This window comes from Bradyrhizobium sp. T-12 (assembly GCF_058314695.1).
The window spans coordinates 632,027-645,517 of record NZ_CM177756.1 but is presented as its reverse complement, the minus strand read 5'-3'; the positions used below and the strand labels follow the sequence as shown (position 1 = coordinate 645,517).

The following is a 13,491-nucleotide window of genomic DNA, read 5'->3' as shown; positions in this document are numbered from 1 at the left end:
ATTCAAAACGGAAATATTTTCCTTTTCAAGTATTATTTTGCAAGTCGGGCCCCGCCGATTGCCGCGGCGCGGTCAGATCGGCTTGATCAGCTTGAAGTCGAGACCGTCGGCCTCGGCAAGATGCATCGGCATTCGCGCGCGTCCGTCGCGGACGGTGACCGGACCGCGGGCGCCGCTGTAGACGATGTTGCGGCCGGCCACCAGCATCGGGCCCATCGACAACGAGCCGGCCTTGTTCGCGACGGCCTCGAGGAAGCGCAAGCCCTCGTAGCTCGACTGTCCGACCGAGCCGATCGGCGGCGCATTCGGCCCGAACATCGCGCGATAACGGCTCTGGAAGTCGTCATTGGCGCGCGTGCCGGTTCCGGTGAAATAGCCCGAGGCGCAGAACATGTTCTCGCTGTTGTCGGCGCCGATGCCGAGCAGCACGGTATCGTCCATCGCCCCGGCAAGGCGCAGTGTCGTGGCGCCGAGGCCCCATTCGCCGAAGGCCCGGTTGAAGGTGATGCTATCGGTGCCGATCAGCGAGATCAGCACGACATCGGGCTTGGCGGCGCGGATGCGCGCCAGATGCGGCTCGTGATTGTCCTCGCCGAGGGGAACGAACTCTTCGCCGACGACGTGGCCGCCGGTTTCCCTGATGTAATTCTTGACCGCACGGTGCGATTGCCACGGCCAGACATAGTCGCTGCCGATCAGATACCAGCGCTGGGCCTTCTTGACGTCGGCAAGCCAGTGGATGGCGGGGCGGCTCTGCCAGCGCGGCGTCTCGCCGATCGCCATCACGCCCGGCGTGCGCTCGCCGCCCTCGTAGACCGGCGTGTAGATGTAGGGGATGCGATGGCGCGTGGTGACGTCGCGCAAGGCCACGCGGACCGCGCTGGTGTGCAGGCCGACGATCAGATCGACCTCGTCGAACGCGATCGCCTGCTCGGCACGGTCCAGAACCTCATCCAGCGGCCCGCCGGCGTCGTAGATCGACAGCTCGATCTCGCGCCCCAAGATCCCGCCGCGCTTGTTGATTTCGGCGACGGCGAGCTGCGCGCTGTTGGTGGCGCACGGCCCCCAGACGCCGGGCGAGCCGGTGCAGCAGATGAAGCCGCCGATGCGCAGCCTGTTGGCGCCGCGCCGTTTGAACAAGGCGTGGTCGCTCGGCGACAACGCGCCGCCGGCTGCCGACGACGACAGATTCCTGAACAGCAAAGACGGCGGCAACGCCGGGCCGCCGTGAGCCGGGAAGTTCACCGTCGCGCGCACGCCAACTCCTGTCTGGGACCAGACCTGAAAGCACATTCTGCGGGCGGCCGCGGCACCCGCCCTATTGTTGGGCAATCATCCTATTTTGAAAATATTGAAACTTCAACAATTGAAGTGCATATAGATGCAGCATTGATTGCAAGACATTCACTCATTTGGGTCAAGACGAAGTCTTAGCCGTGGCAAAACCGACCAAAGCAAACATCCCGATCACCGAACACCTCGCCTACCTGCTCGCGCAAGCCAACCGGGAGATCAACCGGCAGCTCGAACTGCGGTTGAGCAAGGAAGGGGTTCCCGTCGAGCAATGGCGCATCCTGAAAGTGCTGTCGGATGGCAACGGCCATTCGATGGGCGAGCTTGCGGAGGCCGTGCTGCTCAACCATCCGACCCTGACCAAGATGATCGACCGCATGGTCTCGGACACGCTGGTCTATCGCGTGCAGGATCCGAACGACCGCCGCAAGGTGCTGATGTTCATCTCCGACCGCGGCAAGGTGCTGAGCAAGAAGCTCAACTCGCTCGCGGTGGACCAGGAGGAGCACATCCTGGAGAGCTACGGCGACAAGCCGACGAGCGAGCTCAAGCGGCTGCTGGAGAGCCTGATCGACAGCTCGAATTAGGCGCAGGCTTCGCCGAGCGACCTCACTGCCTGTCGCCCTGCCCGGCGCATAGTTGCGCTCAAACGCGCCCGCAGCTCTTGCGTTTTGGCGCATGCCGTCCATGCTGAAGCGAACAGCAACCGGGGGAGCGCGGCATTGGGCATGTTGGCCAAGGCGCCTCATTGGGATGGAAATTGAGGCCGGCCATGACGTCTTTCTACGCCCCCCGTCATCTCGAGCACATTGCCGGGCTCGAAAAACGCTTCGGACCGGTCAGCGACGAGGTGGCAACCGCCCTGAGATCGCTGGTGCGCGTGACCTGCGATTATGAGGATCCCGTGGACGCGGCTCCCTTTCTCGAGCGCTGCATCACGATTGCCGAAAGCCTGCATGGGCCGAGGTCAGCCCTTCCCGACCTTGATAAATGGATCGGTCACGCAAGTGGCGCCGACTTCGAGCATATCGAGCCGTTTCAGCTGCGGCGGCTGGCGATCAAGACCGAGATCTTCGGCGAAGACAGTGAAGCGGTTGCCGAGGAATGCGAAGCGCTCGGCAGGGGCTACGCATCGAGCGGGGGGTATGCGAAGGCCAGGGTGCTGCTGGAGCGAAGCATCTCCATCAAGGAAAAGCTTCATGGCGCGCACAGCGCCGAGGTCGCAGCCGCCGTCGAACTGCTGGCCGAGACGAGCACGCACGTGAAGAAGTGGACGGACGCCAAGGCGGATCTCGAACGCAGCCTCAGCCTCAAACAGAAAGTCTTCGGAAAGCGCAGCGAGGAAGTCGCAAGGTGCCTGCTCGCCTCCGCGATTGTCCACGCCAATGCCAGCACGCGGCAAAGGCCTGGAAGCAGCCGACGAAGCATCGAGGAGGCAGTCGCCGCTTTCAAGCTCGGCCTGGGCATGCTGGAGAAGCGATTTGGACCTGATAGTGTCGAGGTGCAGGTCGCCCTCGAAGAGATGATACGGACCTATGTGGACTGCCGGCAATTCCGGACGGCCGAGCCTCTGTTGAAACGTCTGCTTTCGATATGCGAGCTGGCCTATGGCGAGGATGCGGCTGCCCTGCTCTGGATTCTCGCCGAGTTGGCCGTGGGATATGCGGATGCGGGATCGGAGGCCACCGAGCCCATGCTGGAGCGGGGCTTCGAACTGCTGCAGAATTTCCTCGGCGCGAGGAAGCCGATCTTTCGCAACGCGATCATGGACTATGCAGGCAACAAGTCTGTGCTCTATGGCGAAGGCGTGCTGGAAAGACTGGTCCAGGCGTCGGAGATGTTTCGCCGCAATTTGAGCAAGCGATGGGGAGCGTAGTCGCGCCGGATCTCACATGACGAGCTACGACACCCGAGTTCGGAAATGCTATTGCTGCGGCAAGAAGTCGGAGCATTGCGAGCTCATGAGCTCGAACTCCTGGGGCTCACCGGATCTCGACCAGCGCCCGCCGGGAATGTTCCGCGCTACCGTCGAGGACTGGCTGCAGGAATGCCCCTTTTGCGGTTACGTCGCTCCGAACATCGACAAGGGCGACGCCAAGGCACGCAGCTTCGTCGCCACACCGGAATTCCGGGCCGCCTGCCTCGATCCCCTGGCCGACCCGGCCTCGCGCCGCTTTCTGGTTCGCGCGGCGCAGGACGCCTATTACGGCGACAAGAGATCCGCCTTCCTGAACACGCTCTGCGCGGCCTGGGTCGCCGATGACAACAAAGAGCAAGCGTCCGAAGCACTCACGTTGCGCCTGCGGGCGGCCGCGCATCTCGAAGGGCGCACGATCAAGTCGATCGACACGCGTCTGCTGCTGCTCGACGTGCTCCGGCGGGCGCAACGCTGGGAGGCCGCCGAGGGTTTGGCATCGCAACTGGCCGCCGAGGACCTCGGGTACCCCTTCGCGGACATCGTGGCCTTCCATCGCGGCAAGATCGAAGCGAGGGACAGCGGGCGCTTCACGATCGCGCGGGCGCTCGAGCAAGCTGTAACGGAGGAGGAGTGGTGAGGCATATGTCCAGACCATCTATCCTGACGATCGTCCTTTGCCTCGTTGCCGGCCCCGCTCCTGCTGCGGCAGGGTCGTGGAAGCTCGAATTCGACAACCGGGAGCTTCCCTCCCTGAGCTACTCGGAAAACGGAAAGCTGACCTTCGTCCTCGGATGCGGCCGCGCCTTCGGCCTGCACGCAAAATATCCGGGCCAGGCAGCCCGCGCCGGCAAGGCCGTTCTGATGATCGGGGACCGCCGCAAGACCATGAAGCTGGTCGGCGAGTTCGAGGGGCTCTCGGGGGAGGACGATGATCTGACCAATTTCGTGCAATGGGATCTGGGCTTCTCGCGGCAGGACCCCGAGCTGTTCGGAAAGCGCTGGAAGCGCGTGGAGAAACAACTGCTCGATTTGATCGAAGGCGCCTCGCCGCTGACGATTTCGAGCAAGACCGCGAGCTATCAGCTTCCGAGGATCGACGCGCCGGGCTGGCGCGGCAGCATCGAGCGATGTGGGCGCTAACGTCGGCAGGCCAGGATCCCGCGCTCGGCGAGCAGATCAACTTCGTGAAGGAATGGGGGGCAATTGAAATGACGTCAAATGAAGCCATCGAAACCCGGCCCAGACGCAAATGGGGGGCTGGATATTCGTGGCGATCTTCCTGACTGCTGGGAGTTTGATCGATAGTTCGAATTGAGCTTCGTGAAGCGATGCGTGGCGCTTTGCCGAGCACAAACGCTCATCTGCCGTTCAATGCAAAGCATTCGCGCATCATCGCCAGCACGAGAGGCGGTAGCGTTGGCCGTTCCATGTCGTCCAGCCTACGGCTTTGTTGCTGACCGGCTTGGCTAGATACCATTGATTGCCATCGGCATGGTTGAAGTAGACGCCGCCCTGCGCTCCGCTGCGTGCATTTGTCAGCTTCACCCATCGCGAGCCATTGTCCGAGAACCTGCCGGACCAGCGTGCTCCCGACGTGCTGGTGCAAGTGCCGCCGTCGCAGGTCGTCTGACTGTCATCGACGGCGGCCCAATTCATCCGCGCCGGGCGGCCGTCGATGTTGCACGACCATGTTCCACCCCACCATCCGCCCACCTGGCTCGCAGGGGCGGGACCGCACGCGTAAAAACTCAGGGCGAGAACACAAATGGCCGATCGCAAGGCGCGTTTGGACATTGTCTGGGCTCCATTTTGTCGGGCCGCGTGATGCGCCTCAATCAAAACACGGATCGAGTTTTGTTGCGGTGATCCAGTTCACAAAGAGCAGCGGCAAAGATGGGGTGGTCTCCGACACGTTGCTCTATCGCCTGGGATCCGCGCGACCGCCGCCGACGAACGAGCTCAAGCGGCTGCTGGAGATCGACAGCTCGAATTGACGCTCCCCGTGCGGCCGGCGATCGGCCGATCGGGTGCGGCGGGCATGTGGAACAAAAGGCAGTACAGCAGGTTGAAGCCTGTTCTCCGTCCATGCGGGGAACAGTCCACTGAGCCGCCGTCTGTTGAGGCCAATTATGAGTCGCGAATGACACCCGCAGTGTTGATCGTCGAAGACGAAATCTTTGTCGCCAGCGACATCGCTCGTATCCTGGAGGATGCGGGCTATCGCGTTGCCGCGATCGCGGCGGATCGCAAGGAGGCCCTGGAAGCGGGCCCCCAGGCGCAAATCGCGCTGGTCGATATCAATCTGCGCGACGGCTCGACTGGGCCGCAGATCGCGCTCGACCTGTCGCGCGAATACGGCACAAAGATCGTTTACGTCACCGCCAATCCCGCGCAGATTGCCCCCCGTGCGGAGACGGCGATCGGCTTCATCCGCAAGCCCTTCAGCGACGATGCGATCCTGACCGCGGTCCACCACGCCGCCGGCGAGGCGCCTCAACCACGTTCTCCGGACGTCACGTTCTTTGCGGCGCCGGACGGCTCATCGAGGTCTTTGGAATCATAGCTATGGCCCGGAGCCCTTTGGGATTCCAGTCGTAGGACATCTTCCCGCCGAGCTGACTGGACATGCTCAAGGTGATCAGCCTCGAGCCGAAGCCTTCCACTGCAGGCGCCGACTTGATCTGCGGACCGCCGCTTTCCGTCCACGCGACGACGACATCATCGCCCACCTCGCTGACGTCCACCGCGACGCGTCCGTCCAGCGTCGAGAGCGCGCCGTACTTTGCCGCGTTGGTCGCGAGCTCGTGGAACGACAGCGCCAGGGGGGTGGCGGAGCGATCGTCGATGCGGAAGTCATCGCCGGTGATCAGGATCCGCTTCGCCTCCGACTGATAGGCCGACAGAAGCTGCTCCAGAAGCCCCTTGAGCGTCGCCTGGTTCGAGGTCGGCTGAGAGCGCGCGCTGTGCGGACGCACGAAATCATGCGCCTTGCCGAGCGACATGATGCGCGAACGCAACTCGTCCGCCAGACCCTTCAGCTCCGGATGCGTGCGTGTCGAAAGGGCGATCAGCCCATTGATCACGGAGAAGATGTTCTTGATGCGGTGGCTCAGCTCCTGGCTGATCATCTCGCGCTGCTCCATCAGGAGCTTCTGCTCGTGGATGTCGGTACAGGTTCCGAACCAGCGGGTGATATTGCCGTCGGCATCGCGGATCGGCAAAGCGCGTCCGAGAGTCCAGCGATAATTGCCCTCGGCGTTCCTCAAGCGATATTCGATCTCGTAGGGCTCGCCGGTCCGCAGCGAATGCCGCCAGCGCTCCCAAGCCTTGTCCTGGTCGTCCGGATGAAACATGCCGTTCCAGCCCTCGCCGTCGGTCGAGCCTTCCGGCACGCCCGTAAACTCGTACCATCTGGCATTGTAGTAGTCGTGGTGACCGTCCGGCAGCGTCGACCACACCATCTGGGGCATGGTGTCGGCCAGAATGCGAAACTTCTGCTCGGTTTCAGAAAGCGCCTGCTTCGCGATCGCTTCGCTGACCTGCTGCCTTTTCGTGGTCTTGCGATACCCCATCGCACCCACCACCTGGGCGGCCATAACACGCAGGCCCTGCTCCTGCAGCGGCGTCAGGCCAGGTCTGGGCACGCGATCGATGACGCAGAGCGAGCCGAGCGGAAAACCGTCCTGCGTCTGGAGCGGCGCACCGGCGTAAAACCGGATGAACGGGTCGCCTGTGACCAGGGGATTGCCCGCGAACCTCGGATCCCGGGTGGCATCGGGCACGACCATCAGGTCCGACCCCAGCATGGCGTGCGCGCAGAAGGAGGATTCGCGCGGCGTCTCGGACACGTCGAGGCCGTGCTTGGCCACGAAGCGCTGCATCGTTTCGCCGACCACACTGACAAGACATATCGGAGCTTCGCACAGCGCCGCGGTGAAGCGCGTCAGCTCGCCGAAGCCCGCTTCATCCGCAAGGCCTTCGAGCTCGAGCGCGTCGAGGATTTCGGTTCTGGATGGCGGGAAATAGTCTGTGGAACTCATCAAACGGCCTTAACCCCGGTGCCTGCGCCGTCATCGAGCGATGCCGCCCGGCATGATGGCGCCTCCACGTTAAGCCGTCCCGACTTGCATTCCTATGGTCACGAGGTCAGGCGCGCGGACAGCGTTGTCCCCTTGCGAAGCGAGCGCACGCCCGCAAGGTCATGCCGGGATAACAACATTTGTGAAAGAGGGTTCCATCCGTGCCGAGCACGGACAGGGACTTGATCGAACCGGCCGGCGCGGGCCGGCGGGTTCTCCGATCAGGCATACCGCCCGTGGCAGTGCTTGTAATGCCACGGTTGTACAATCTTAACGAGCATTGTCGAGCGTTTTCAAAGTGGTATTCAAATCCCGATTTTCCCGGAATTGCCTTGTCAATTTTTTGTCGAGAACTCTGCCTTTTCTCCTGTGCATCGTGGGCGCCCAATGCGTCCCAACTCTCCCAGAGTCTCTGATACGTTTCGGGTTTGCCCCAGTGTCTCGGACCCCGCAGCTAGCTCAAACGCATCGTCGGGGCTCGTCTTGGGCTGCGGGATAGCTGTAGCGTTTTGGGGTGTTGAGAGCGACCGAAGTTTCACCGGGGAAATTGGTGGGTTGCGGGATGCGCGGTGTGAGACGTCGCCGACAAAGGCAAGCTGCTCTACGAGACACCACCGAAGTAGGGTGAAGCAGCAGCGGACTGCGATGAACCGCACCGGTGAGCGGCGAGATCACCGGTGCGGAATCAGAACGGCAATCTACTGCTTTTCGTAGACCCCAACGCTGCTAATCGGCTGACCGTTGGGACCAACGCCTACGGTCGAAACAGTAAAGGTCTTTCCGTCAGCCGATATCTCGTTGGTGCCAGTTTGAACGGGTTTATCAGCTTTAGAGCGGACCCACTTCACGTGGTGATCATCGACGAGCGTGTATGTCGTCGCATCAAACAAGGGATTGCCTGTCGTAGGGTGAGGCTTCCCATCGTAGATGTGCATGAAGACGATTTTGGAAGCCTGCCCCTGTGCATCGACAGTTTCCGCAGTATTTTGGAGATCTTGCCCGGCCCGCTGGAAGTTGAGCGTTTGACTCTTCGGTGGCGGACCAGGAGTAAACGTCGATTTTTCGAGGTTAAGCTTCCAGGTCCCTATCAGAAGATCGCTCTGCGAGAGACCGGCCTGTGATAGCGCCGTAGCGATTACAGCGGAAAGACCGAGAACAAGGATGTTGCGGCGATTCATGCTGTTCCTCCTTAGGTGTTTATCATCTTTCCTCTTTGGCTTGTGCTCTGCGATGAGATGGTCGCCTGCAAAAATGAGTGGCAGGGCAACTCTAGTCTAGACCAAGTTACACGATGGAGCTGCAGCTTTTGCGAATCGATATAGCCTCCTGAAATGATGCGCTGCGGGAGCCATCGAAACCATATGGCAGGTGCCATGAAGCGATCCCGAAACAGAAAGGGCGCAGCCTTCATCGGGTCGAGAGGGGAGCCCGTACCATGTGGACCAACATCAACGCACTCTACGAAGAGTACTGCCAGGCCAGGCTGGATGAGATGCTGCGGGTCGATGGCGTGAAGTAGGGTGTCGACCGCCCTGGCCATCAGGGCAAATGGGAGGGTGACATGATTGCATTGGCTGCCCGCATTTTCCCCAAGGCATCTGTCGAGGCGATTGCCGACTTTGAAGCGTTGCTGTCGATCTCTCTGTTCTGCTTCGGCGGCCTGCTCCTATCAGTGAGCATTATCATTGCCGATAAATACATTCCAGGCGAGTGGTTCTAACGCTGCCGCTGACTCCCGGCTTGGTGCATAGAGCTTCGCCAAGCGGCAAGCCGCTTAACCTCGTCGGGGAGAAAATTGAATAGATAGGTACCGCTGCATGATGGCGTGCAGGACACCTCTGCTGTTGTGGTCTACTTGAATCCAGAACCACTGATCCTGGGACACGAAACCTCTATATAGCTTATAGCAGTTTCGTAACGGCACATCGTTGAATCTGATGGATGCAACCTAAGCCAGAGTATCCTGCGCTGTTCTGGGCGTTCATCTCGTTATCGTTAGCTGCCACCATCACCATAGCATTCACCTCGACAGCGCTGGCTTTGCCAAGCGGCGCAGCCGCATGAAATGCCAATAGACGTAAGGGCTGGTTGGTAACGCTGAAGTGGACCGCATTGGCCTGCGCTCTATGCGCCACTTCAATCAGGATCAGTAGTGAGACCGTCGCAACTGATCTGTGTGTGTTTCCATTACAGAAACCCAAGCGCAATTAAGCGCCCGTAAACCTTTAGCGAACCAAAGGATGCCTTCAGCAATACGACGGCCTCGTGATCATTATGACCAACTGTAAACGGGCCGCAACTCCTTTCTGCTGAGTAGATGGCTAACGTGCATCCCCGTCCAATCAACAAAGCCGACATAGGCTGGCAATTTATCCAATGTCACGTCGGAAAGCTGTCCTCCAAAGGAAGCATCGAAGATCTTTCGTTTGGTCCGATTAGTCACATCGGGTGCGGCGAGATGATCGCAGATCAGAAGATAGGATTCGCAATCCCGTTCATGAGCCCTCGGCTCAAGGGCGATCTTTGCCTCCACAGCGTCATTCAACTTCTCCAATGCCGCATGCATCGTACTATCCTTGAGCAGGCAAAACTTAGCAGCGACGTAGCCAAAGTATGTCGGCGGACTATCGACGATCTCTCGCAGGGCTTTGGAAACGGTGGGCGTTCGGACGAACTCCGTGCCGATGAAATGAGCGCCGCAAATAAGGACGTTGCACAGTTCGACAGAGTCCCTAGCAGCGAAGTGCCCGGCAAGAGCTCGGCTAGAAATTGTTTCGACTAAGCCAGAAAGCTCGCGAATCAATATGTGCTCAAGCTGCTCATGGCTAGCACCTAGCTTGCCTTTCAGATCTTGAACGAACATCGCGATCTGACAAATTGAGTAAGTAGACCTCACTCGCAAATCAACAGCGCAAACATAGAAGGCGATCTCTAGGAGACTTCCGATCAACCCAATTACAGCGTCAACGTCTTCTGTTTGAACCGTATCCGGCACTTCCGGCATTCTGAACGAGATCCTACGCATTAGATTTCTAATCGCAGTCAGCAGCCAGCCGCTTATATTGCCGAATTCAACATCAAATTTCGAAACAACTAAACGGATTTGCTTGATGCTCCTCAGAAGCATCTTCTGTCGCTTTCTGACTTCCTGCACGAGAGAACTATTCGCATCGACGTCTAGCGCAGATGAGAAGCTGCTGATTAAGGCATGAAGCTCCTCTCTGGCCAAAGTTAGATTGGATACAAACGGCCTACCAAACGTAGTAGACTTGCTTTCGTTCAAGAAAAGCTTGTAGGCTTCAAGCTGCACACGGAGCTGATCAGTTACTCGATCAAGTTGATCGTCACTGTTTGCAAAAACGTAATAGTCGTCAACGTATCGGCGCAACGCATAGTCGACGCCGTATTGCAGATCCTTTTGCAAAAGCGCTTGCTTAAGTCGAAAATCCACGTCCTGAAGGATGATCTCCGCGAAGATGCGTGACGCTTCCGGCCCGATCACAATGCCATTAGTTTCGTTGTAGTTGGCCTTCTGCATCAGAGTATCGAACTCTCCCTCGAAGGAGTAGGCATTTCGATTCTGCTTTGCGAAAGCCTTATCCTTGACGGCCCACGTGATTGAATGTGTGTATATGTTGAAGAAACACTTCGATACGTCGAGAACCCGCAATCGAGCGAACTTCTTCTCAAGTTCTATAAATTCCGCAGACTCGATGAACTTACCGAGCAGATTGTATCGTTCGTACACAAAGAACGATATGACATGCGAGATGTCATGATCCAGCTGGTCGGGGTTCTCATGAACAACACCCGACTTGGATGCAGAAGATTGGTCCCTGATCGACAGGTCCGTAAAGCGCTGAGCTACCGCGAACGGCTTACGTAGCGAGAAATCACTCCGCGAGCAGCTGGAGAGAAGGGCATGGGAATGAAGCGTATAGAAACGAGCGATCCGAACCTGCATTAGAGGGTGGATAATGCCCAGGGTCGTAAAGCTCAGCCGATTTTTTCGGATGTTATAAGAGTACGGTATTGTGTAATCACGCGGCTCCGAATTGATCTTATCAATGGCTTTGCCCAGCTCGTCGCTAATTCGTGCCGTCCCAAGCGTTTTATAGAGCCGGTCATTCGAGAAAACGACGGGAACTTCGTAAGGAAGCGTGTCAGTAAGCAAAGCTCTCAAGTCAAAGGCGTTGTCGAGATAGTTAGGCATTTTTCCATGCAGCCTTGATTTCTCGAACTTGAGGTGGTGTGAGTCGGATCGCAATTCGTTTGCTGAAACCTTGGAAAAACGAGATGGACCTCAGCTCATCGTATTGTTGCGGACTTAGCCGACTTTTTAGAAGCCAAGAAAACCGACTTTTGGGGCTGTTAATTAAAGAAAAGTAGAAGCCGTCGAGCTCCTTCAATTCTCGTCCGTCATAGGGGCTTATTTTGGAAGCGGCGTAAGCTCCACATTGGCGGTAGCTGTAGTAGATCCCAGATTTTATATGCGTGGATGTTTTGACTGCGCTTATTCCAAATCTTCGCACGCGATAATTCCCGCTGAGAAAGCGCAACCGATCTCTGAGCAGGAAGTAGTTCTTGTCTTTGTGGTATCGCTTGAACGAGAGGATAATTCGTGTCTTTAGCTTGGACACCTTGCGTTGAGAGATTGAAACTCTAACGTTCTTCGGCCTGTCGCCCTTCGCGAGGTCGCTGACGGAAAATCTGTAACCCAGATACTCGAACTCAACCTCTTTCGCCCGCTTTTTATCCGCATTAGTGATGGGTATAATGTCGGATTTCGTCGAATTGAACCCCATGCCGCTAGGCAAGGCATGATCCATTCGATGTATTATCTCGTCGGGCTGCTTGTAGGAGAACAGGAGAATGTCGTCGCTAAAACGAAAATACCGATACACCCCAGGAAGACGTTGAATCGTTCGATCGAAGTCCGTTAGCGACAACTCCGCGAGAGTCGCACTCAATGACAGACCACGCGGAATTCCAACAAAACCCGGGCAATAGAAGTCGAAAAACTGTTTAAGTAACTGCCGGGCGGCCTTCGAAATGGAGGTGTCAAGTGATAGTCTGTCCCGGAGCAGCTGCGTAGGAACGGATTCGTAGAACGACCTGATGTCTCGACGCACGATATACATTGGCGCAGCATCATTCAGCGCCCTTATAACCCCGAGGACGATTTCATCGCGGTTCATCAGCCTAAGATGAAATTTCCGGGACAAGTGTATCGAGATGGATCGCAGCGCGAGACAGGCGCCGTAGTTTTTGAGCGACACACATGAGCGATTATTCACTTTCGCCATGTGAGATGGGCTAAAGTTGATTGACGTATCGTTAGCGGTTTTTACCGCATCGGCTAGGATAACTTCTCGGTTGTTTAATAGATCTATTTCGAAGCGGTGAGAATCTCCGGCCCGAATTACCCTAGCCAGCGAATTTGGAGTGAAATTGTGGAAGCGCATCTAACAATGCCGGCAGAATCAATGACGCTGACAGGTTAGGCGAACTACCCTAGTTGCACAACCGGTAGAGCCGTACGCTGTTGCCGCCAGCGGCGTCGCCGCTGGCGGTAAACGCTAAGCTGCTTTCCGTCCCGGTACTGCCCTCGGCCCCTTGCCTTCACTCAGTTGAGTATCGAGTTCGCCGGCTCGCACGGCCTTGATGAGCGAATCGATTACCGCAGGCAGCTTTTCGATCGATCCCACTGCAATGGCCGCCTTACCCTTCTCAAATTCGATGCGCTTAGATCCAACCTTAACGGTCATCACGCAGGCTCCGCTCGGGTCCTGCTGCCACCACTTGCTCGTACGGAGTGGCTTTTCGACGAGAACCTTCTCGCCATCTTCCTTCTTTTCCCAGCGCTTGATCCGTCGCTGGTAAGTCGGATCGGCCAGGAGCTTCTTTTGGTCTTCCAAGCGGGAAACCATGCGCTCCCGCTTGATGATCAATGGGTCAGAGCTGACCTTGGGCTGCGGGACGAAAGTGAGAGACTTCAGAATTGAGGTCGACATATCGTGGCTCCTAGCGGTTGGTTGCATTAACGCCAGCCCGGTCTAGCGCCTTCGATCAAATGGTCGAGCCAGGAAAGAGGTGAATAGGCCTTCAATTTGCGCTGCAACAAAGCGCAAACATCCCTCTTGCCCGTTCCCCTTCGGTGACAACCTCAGTCGAGAGTTGTATTGTTTCCAATTGCCCTTA

General features: G+C 57.9%; 14 protein-coding genes. 7 read left to right on the top strand and 7 right to left on the bottom strand.

Annotation, left to right across the window (positions count from 1 at the left end):
* Window positions 1–72 precede the first annotated feature (72 nt).
* Window positions 73–1,257 (bottom strand): substrate-binding domain-containing protein, encoded by a 1,185-nt coding sequence (locus AC0WRY_RS03070; protein ID WP_483071715.1) that lies wholly within the window; start codon window positions 1,255–1,257, stop codon window positions 73–75.
* Between the two features lie 179 nt (window positions 1,258–1,436).
* On the opposite strand from AC0WRY_RS03070, the gene AC0WRY_RS03065 reads away from it, so the two are divergent.
* The 4 genes from AC0WRY_RS03065 to AC0WRY_RS03050 all read left to right on the top strand — a co-directional run bounded on the left by AC0WRY_RS03065 (window position 1,437) and on the right by AC0WRY_RS03050 (window position 4,351).
* Window positions 1,437–1,880: a MarR family winged helix-turn-helix transcriptional regulator gene (locus AC0WRY_RS03065; protein ID WP_194405604.1), complete on the top strand. Its 444-nt coding sequence runs from the start codon at window positions 1,437–1,439 to the stop codon at window positions 1,878–1,880.
* Between the two features lie 185 nt (window positions 1,881–2,065).
* Window positions 2,066–3,169, top strand: a complete 1,104-nt coding sequence (locus AC0WRY_RS03060) for a tetratricopeptide repeat protein (protein ID WP_491122655.1) — start codon at window positions 2,066–2,068, stop codon at window positions 3,167–3,169.
* Between the two features lie 16 nt (window positions 3,170–3,185).
* Window positions 3,186–3,848: a hypothetical protein gene (locus AC0WRY_RS03055; RefSeq protein ID WP_491122654.1), complete on the top strand. Its 663-nt coding sequence runs from the start codon at window positions 3,186–3,188 to the stop codon at window positions 3,846–3,848.
* A 5-nt stretch (window positions 3,849–3,853) separates the two neighbouring features.
* Window positions 3,854–4,351, top strand: a complete 498-nt coding sequence (locus AC0WRY_RS03050; protein ID WP_491122653.1) for a hypothetical protein — start codon at window positions 3,854–3,856, stop codon at window positions 4,349–4,351.
* A gap of 249 nt (window positions 4,352–4,600) precedes the next feature.
* Here AC0WRY_RS03050 and AC0WRY_RS03045 read toward each other — a convergent pair whose 3' ends face one another.
* The gene (locus AC0WRY_RS03045) at window positions 4,601–5,005 is read right to left on the bottom strand and encodes a DUF6006 family protein (protein WP_491122652.1); all 405 of its coding nucleotides are present in this window, start codon (window positions 5,003–5,005) and stop codon (window positions 4,601–4,603) included.
* Window positions 5,006–5,073: 68 nt separating this feature from the next.
* On the opposite strand from AC0WRY_RS03045, the gene AC0WRY_RS03040 reads away from it, so the two are divergent.
* Window positions 5,074–5,205 (top strand): hypothetical protein, encoded by a 132-nt coding sequence (locus AC0WRY_RS03040; protein WP_491122651.1) that lies wholly within the window; start codon window positions 5,074–5,076, stop codon window positions 5,203–5,205.
* A gap of 161 nt (window positions 5,206–5,366) precedes the next feature.
* Window positions 5,367–5,774: a response regulator gene (locus AC0WRY_RS03035; protein ID WP_491122650.1), complete on the top strand. Its 408-nt coding sequence runs from the start codon at window positions 5,367–5,369 to the stop codon at window positions 5,772–5,774.
* Here the strand turns inward: AC0WRY_RS03035 and AC0WRY_RS03030 are convergent.
* Entirely contained in the window at window positions 5,725–7,251 is a 1,527-nt protein-coding gene (locus AC0WRY_RS03030) for a sensor histidine kinase (RefSeq protein WP_491122649.1), read from the bottom strand. The genes AC0WRY_RS03035 and AC0WRY_RS03030 overlap by 50 nt on opposite strands.
* 737 nt (window positions 7,252–7,988) lie before the next feature.
* Window positions 7,989–8,468: a hypothetical protein gene (locus AC0WRY_RS03025; RefSeq protein ID WP_491122630.1), complete on the bottom strand. Its 480-nt coding sequence runs from the start codon at window positions 8,466–8,468 to the stop codon at window positions 7,989–7,991.
* Window positions 8,469–8,851: 383 nt separating this feature from the next.
* On the opposite strand from AC0WRY_RS03025, the gene AC0WRY_RS03020 reads away from it, so the two are divergent.
* On the top strand, window positions 8,852–9,010 hold the full coding sequence (locus AC0WRY_RS03020; RefSeq protein WP_491122631.1) for a hypothetical protein: 159 nt from the start codon (window positions 8,852–8,854) through the stop codon (window positions 9,008–9,010).
* Window positions 9,011–9,562: 552 nt separating this feature from the next.
* On the opposite strand, the gene drt3b is transcribed toward AC0WRY_RS03020, so the two are convergent.
* From drt3b to AC0WRY_RS03005, 3 genes are all read right to left on the bottom strand, one after another.
* Window positions 9,563–11,503, bottom strand: coding sequence for an antiviral reverse transcriptase Drt3b (drt3b, locus tag AC0WRY_RS03015; protein ID WP_491122648.1), 1,941 nt, complete (start codon window positions 11,501–11,503; stop codon window positions 9,563–9,565).
* The gene (drt3a, locus tag AC0WRY_RS03010; protein ID WP_491122647.1) at window positions 11,496–12,755 is read right to left on the bottom strand and encodes an antiviral reverse transcriptase Drt3a; all 1,260 of its coding nucleotides are present in this window, start codon (window positions 12,753–12,755) and stop codon (window positions 11,496–11,498) included. Before drt3a ends, drt3b begins: the two co-directional genes overlap by 8 nt.
* A gap of 114 nt (window positions 12,756–12,869) precedes the next feature.
* Window positions 12,870–13,304 carry a DUF6641 family protein gene (locus AC0WRY_RS03005; RefSeq protein WP_491122646.1) on the bottom strand — a complete coding sequence of 145 codons (435 nt, stop codon included), beginning with the start codon at window positions 13,302–13,304 and terminating at the stop codon, window positions 12,870–12,872.
* Between the last annotated feature and the right edge of the window lie 187 nt (window positions 13,305–13,491).

Bases quoted from the DNA above. Each gene is read 5' to 3' on its own strand.
- AC0WRY_RS03020 (WP_491122631.1), top strand. From the start codon at position 8,852: ATGATTGCATTGGCTGCCCGCATTTTCCCCAAGGCATCTGTCGAGGCG.
- drt3b (WP_491122648.1), bottom strand. From the start codon at position 11,503: ATGCCTAACTATCTCGACAACGCCTTTGACTTGAGAGCTTTGCTTACT.
- drt3a (WP_491122647.1), bottom strand. From the start codon at position 12,755: ATGCGCTTCCACAATTTCACTCCAAATTCGCTGGCTAGGGTAATTCGG.
- AC0WRY_RS03055 (WP_491122654.1), top strand. From the start codon at position 3,186: ATGACGAGCTACGACACCCGAGTTCGGAAATGCTATTGCTGCGGCAAG.
- AC0WRY_RS03025 (WP_491122630.1), bottom strand. From the start codon at position 8,468: ATGAATCGCCGCAACATCCTTGTTCTCGGTCTTTCCGCTGTAATCGCT.
- AC0WRY_RS03060 (WP_491122655.1), top strand. From the start codon at position 2,066: ATGACGTCTTTCTACGCCCCCCGTCATCTCGAGCACATTGCCGGGCTC.
- AC0WRY_RS03050 (WP_491122653.1), top strand. From the start codon at position 3,854: ATGTCCAGACCATCTATCCTGACGATCGTCCTTTGCCTCGTTGCCGGC.
- AC0WRY_RS03030 (WP_491122649.1), bottom strand. From the start codon at position 7,251: ATGAGTTCCACAGACTATTTCCCGCCATCCAGAACCGAAATCCTCGAC.
- AC0WRY_RS03045 (WP_491122652.1), bottom strand. From the start codon at position 5,005: ATGTCCAAACGCGCCTTGCGATCGGCCATTTGTGTTCTCGCCCTGAGT.
- AC0WRY_RS03005 (WP_491122646.1), bottom strand. From the start codon at position 13,304: ATGTCGACCTCAATTCTGAAGTCTCTCACTTTCGTCCCGCAGCCCAAG.